Genomic DNA, 3,975 nt, shown 5'->3' with positions numbered 1-3,975 from the left:
GTGGCGCCGACCAGGCGCAGCTCGCCGCGGGCCAGCATCGGCTTGATCATGTTGCCGGCGTCCATCGCCGACTCGCCGGTCGCACCGGCCCCGACGATGGTGTGCAGTTCGTCGATGAAGGTGATGATCTGTCCGGCGGAGTTCTTGATGTCGTCGAGCACGGCCTTGAGGCGTTCCTCGAATTCGCCGCGGTACTTGGCACCGGCCACCATCGAACCCAGGTCCAGGCTGACGACGGTCTTGTCGCGCAAGCTCTCGGGCACGTCGCCGCCGACGATGCGCTGCGCCAGGCCCTCCACGATCGCGGTCTTGCCGACGCCCGGCTCGCCGATCAGCACCGGGTTGTTCTTGGTACGACGGGACAGCACCTGCACGACGCGGCGAATTTCGTTGTCCCGCCCGATAACGGGGTCGAGTTTGCCTTCACGGGCGCGGGCGGTCAGGTCGGTGGAGTACTTCTCCAGCGCCTGGTAGGTAGCCTCCGGGTCGGCGCTGGTGACGCGGGCGCTGCCGCGGACGTTGACAAACGCGTCCCGCAACGCCTGCGGCGAGGCACCGTGTCCGGTCAGCAGTTTGGCGACGTCGGAGTCGCCGGTGGCCAGCCCCACCATCAGGTGCTCGGTGGAGACGTATTCGTCATCCATCTCGGTGGCCAGTTGCTGCGCAGTGGTGATGGCAGCCAGCGACTCGCGGGACAGCTGAGGTTGCGAGCTGGCGCCGCTGATCTGCGGCAGCCGGTCGACGATGCGCTGGGCTTCAGCGCGGATGGTGGCGGGCTCGACGCCGACAGCCTCCAGCAACGGCGCGGCGATCCCGTCGTTCTGCGTCAGCAGCGCCAACAGCAGATGAGCGGGCCTGATCTCGGGGTTGCCGGCGGCTGTCGCCGCCTGCAGGGCCGATGTCAGGGCCGCCTGCGTCTTGGTTGTCGGGTTAAAAGAGTCCACGACACCTCCATTCTGGTCCACAAAGGGTTGTCAAAATGCTTGTCGTGTTCTTCAACGCCGTCAAGGTTGAGTCTATTCCGCTCAATCCTAGTGAATTTTGTCAGTCGCCGGCGAGCCCGTTGATGATCCGGTTCATCACGGCGCCGCCGTCCTGACGTGCCTGGTCATGATCCTCGGCGCGGGCGATGTAGAGGGTCGCTTCACGCATCGCGCCCAACAGGGTCAGCGCGGTCGCTTCGACCGGCTGGGGCGGAATGCGGCCGATCTCGACGGCGTGGTCGAGCAGATTGCGCACCAGGCCGATGTTGTAGCGGTCGCCGATCTCGGTCCACCGCGTCCACCCGAGGACGGCGGGTGCGTCCACCAACACGATGCGTTGGATCTCGCCATCGGCGCATGCGTCCAGCCAGAAGTCGGCGCCAAGCCGCATGACCTCGACCGGATCGGTTTGTTCGGTGGCCGCGATCGCGTCACCCATCCGCTGGGCCACTTCGCCCTCGACCTGCTCGAAGACCGCCGCGAAGAGTTCCGTCTTGTCGGCGAAATGGTGATACAGGGCGCCGCGGGTGACGCCGGCTGTGCGGACGATTGTTTCCAGTGAGACGTCCGCATAGCCATGGACGGCGAATAGCGGCCGGGCCGCGGCGATCAGCGCTTCGCGTGTTTCCGCTGAGCGCTCGGCCTGGGTACGGCGACTATCGACCATTCGGCCCCCTGCCTCACATACATACGGTATGTATCTTCATACATACCGTATGTATGTGGCAGTAATTGTTCACCTTCGCTGAGGAGTACGTGATGCCTATCATCGACCTTCCGCAGGGGCAGATGCGCCATCGGCTCGCGGGACCGAGCACCAGCACGGCGCCACCGGTAGTGTTCGTGCACGGCCTGTTGACTAACAGCGAGCTATGGACCGGCGTGGCCGATAATTTGGCGGCACGCGGTGTGCGTTCATATGCCCCGGATCTGCCGCTGGGATCGCACCCCATTGCGCTGCGGCCGGATGCCGACCTACACCCTCGTGCAGTCGCGAGCCTGATGTGCTCGTTCATGAAGGCGCTCGACCTCACTGATGTCACGCTCGTCGGCAACGACACCGGAACTGCGTTGTGCCAGTTCGTCATCGACACTGACGCCAGTCGGATCGGGCGACTGGTACTGACCAATGGCGACGCTTTCGATCAGTTCCCGCCGCCGGCATTGGCACCGGTTTTCCGGCTCGGGCGGCGACCTGCGGGCATCTACACGCTGATGTCGATCATGCGGCCTACCTGGATCCGACAACTTATCCAGCGTCAAAATGTCTCCAGCCCAATCGATCCTGCGCTCACCCGACGTTGGATCACACCAGCGCTGGCCGAGCGCGGCGTACGGCGCGACACCGCAAAGTTTTTGCGTGGCGTGAATCCCGCAGAGCTGCTCGACGTGTCCACCCGGCTGCGGCGATTCACTAAGCCCGTGCTGCTGCTGTGGGGCGGTGCCGACCGGTTCTTCCCGATCAGCCTCGCGCACCGACTTCAGAACGCCTTTCCCAGCGCCCGAGTCGTCGAAATCCCCTATGGACGCCTCTTTTTCCCGCTCGATGAGCCGCAGCGGGTGGCCGACGAAATCCAGACGCATTTCAGCTACGCCACAGACCAACACTCGTAAGGAATGCCCCATGACGAAAACCAGCCAACGCCGCAAAGTAGTCTTCGCGAGCGGAGATAGTCACTGCACAGCTTGGCATTACCCACGCGACAACGGCGGGTGCGTGATCATGGCCGCCGGACTAGGCGTGACCAAAGAACCCGGCACCGACCGCTTCGCCGAACGGTTTCATCGAGCCGGATACAGCGTGTTGGCGTTCGACTACCGCAACCTCGGCGAAAGCGGCGGCACGCCAAGGCAACTGGTACGCATTTCCGAGCAACTCGCCGACTGGCAAGCGGCCATCGGCTTTGCGGCCACCCTGCCCGGTGTGCAAGCGGACAAGCTCGCAATCTGGGGGTTCTCGGCCTCCGGCGGGCACGTCTTCACCGTCGCGGCGCGCAATCCCCGGGTGGCCGCGGCGATCGCCCACGCGCCTCTGGCCGACGGACTACACGCCATGCGCAACGCGCTTCGCCACACCACCCCGTGGGCACTGACGCGCCTCAGCGCCCGTGCCGCCGCCGACACCCTGGGCGGCCTGCTCGGGCGCGCGCCGCTGCTGGTGCCACTGGCCGGACGACGCGGCACCGTCGCCTCCCTGACCACTCCCGACTCGCTCAACGGCGCCCACGCGCTGAACCCCGCCAACAAATACCCGCACTGGCAGCAAAGCGTCGCCGCCCGCTCCGCCATCCGGGTCGGCTTCTACCGACCCGCCCGGTTCGCCGCCCGGATCCGGTGCCCACTGTTGGTCCTCGCCTACGACCAGGACGGCGTCGCTCCACCCGCCCCCGCGACCCACGCCGCGCAGAGCGCCCCTCGCGGCCAGGTGACCCGTCTGCCCGGCGGGCACTACGCAGCATTCCTCGACGGCGAGGAACAGGCCGCCGATGTCCTGGTGTCGTTTCTCGACCGCGCGCTGGCGCCGGGCACTGACCGGTCAGCGGATGGATACGCCGTCGGCGGCGAGCCAGGCGTCGTCGTTGCCCGCGATCTTGGCGGACGATGACCTTTGACCAAGCTGCGCACCACGATCAGGTCGGGAGCTTGGAGGGTTGGCACGCATCCATGACGGCGGTGATCGATTCCAGCCCCGGCCTGGCGGGTACCACCCTCACGATGGCGGTGTCCAGCCCTTCCGCGAGCTGGCGGAAGGCGGCCGCGGCACCGGATGCCGGCCCGAAGTAGCCCACCAACTTCACCAGCTCAACCGGGAACGCGTCGATCAACTCATCTTGGGAAGCGCCACGGTCGCGGCGCTCCTCCAGTTCGGTGAGCGCCTCGTCGAAGCCCATCCGCCCGAAATGGCCTCGGTAGCCGAGCGTTTTGTCCACGCCGGGCCAAGCCAGCGCGTAACCCATCAGCGCCTTGATGTAAGCGCGGCGCGCGGCGTCCT

The 3,975-nt window shown here is 66.2% G+C and carries 5 protein-coding genes; 2 read left to right on the top strand and 3 right to left on the bottom strand.

The window, feature by feature from the left end:
• Nucleotides 1–944: Clp protease N-terminal domain-containing protein (locus tag ACLQI9_RS03960; RefSeq protein WP_442391107.1), on the bottom strand; the 944-nt coding region annotated here is incomplete at its 3' end.
• Between the two features lie 100 nt (nucleotides 945–1,044).
• The gene (locus ACLQI9_RS03955) at nucleotides 1,045–1,650 is read right to left on the bottom strand and encodes a TetR/AcrR family transcriptional regulator (protein ID WP_442391105.1); all 606 of its coding nucleotides are present in this window, start codon (nucleotides 1,648–1,650) and stop codon (nucleotides 1,045–1,047) included.
• Between the two features lie 92 nt (nucleotides 1,651–1,742).
• Here ACLQI9_RS03955 and ACLQI9_RS03950 point away from each other — a divergent pair, with 92 nt between their 5' ends.
• Nucleotides 1,743–2,597: an alpha/beta fold hydrolase gene (locus tag ACLQI9_RS03950; protein WP_442391103.1), complete on the top strand. Its 855-nt coding sequence runs from the start codon at nucleotides 1,743–1,745 to the stop codon at nucleotides 2,595–2,597.
• 10 nt (nucleotides 2,598–2,607) lie between these two features.
• A complete protein-coding gene (locus ACLQI9_RS03945) occupies nucleotides 2,608–3,588 on the top strand; it encodes an alpha/beta hydrolase (protein WP_442391101.1) in 981 nt (326 codons plus the stop codon).
• A gap of 25 nt (nucleotides 3,589–3,613) precedes the next feature.
• Here the strand turns inward: ACLQI9_RS03945 and ACLQI9_RS03940 are convergent.
• Nucleotides 3,614–3,975: hypothetical protein (locus tag ACLQI9_RS03940; RefSeq protein ID WP_442391099.1), on the bottom strand; the 362-nt coding region annotated here is incomplete at its 5' end.

The organism is Mycobacterium sp. (assembly GCF_052143115.1).
Classification (GTDB): Bacteria; Actinomycetota; Actinomycetes; order Mycobacteriales; family Mycobacteriaceae; genus Mycobacterium.
The sequence above is the reverse complement of the archived record's forward strand: the minus strand, read 5'-3'. Positions and strand labels throughout refer to the sequence as shown.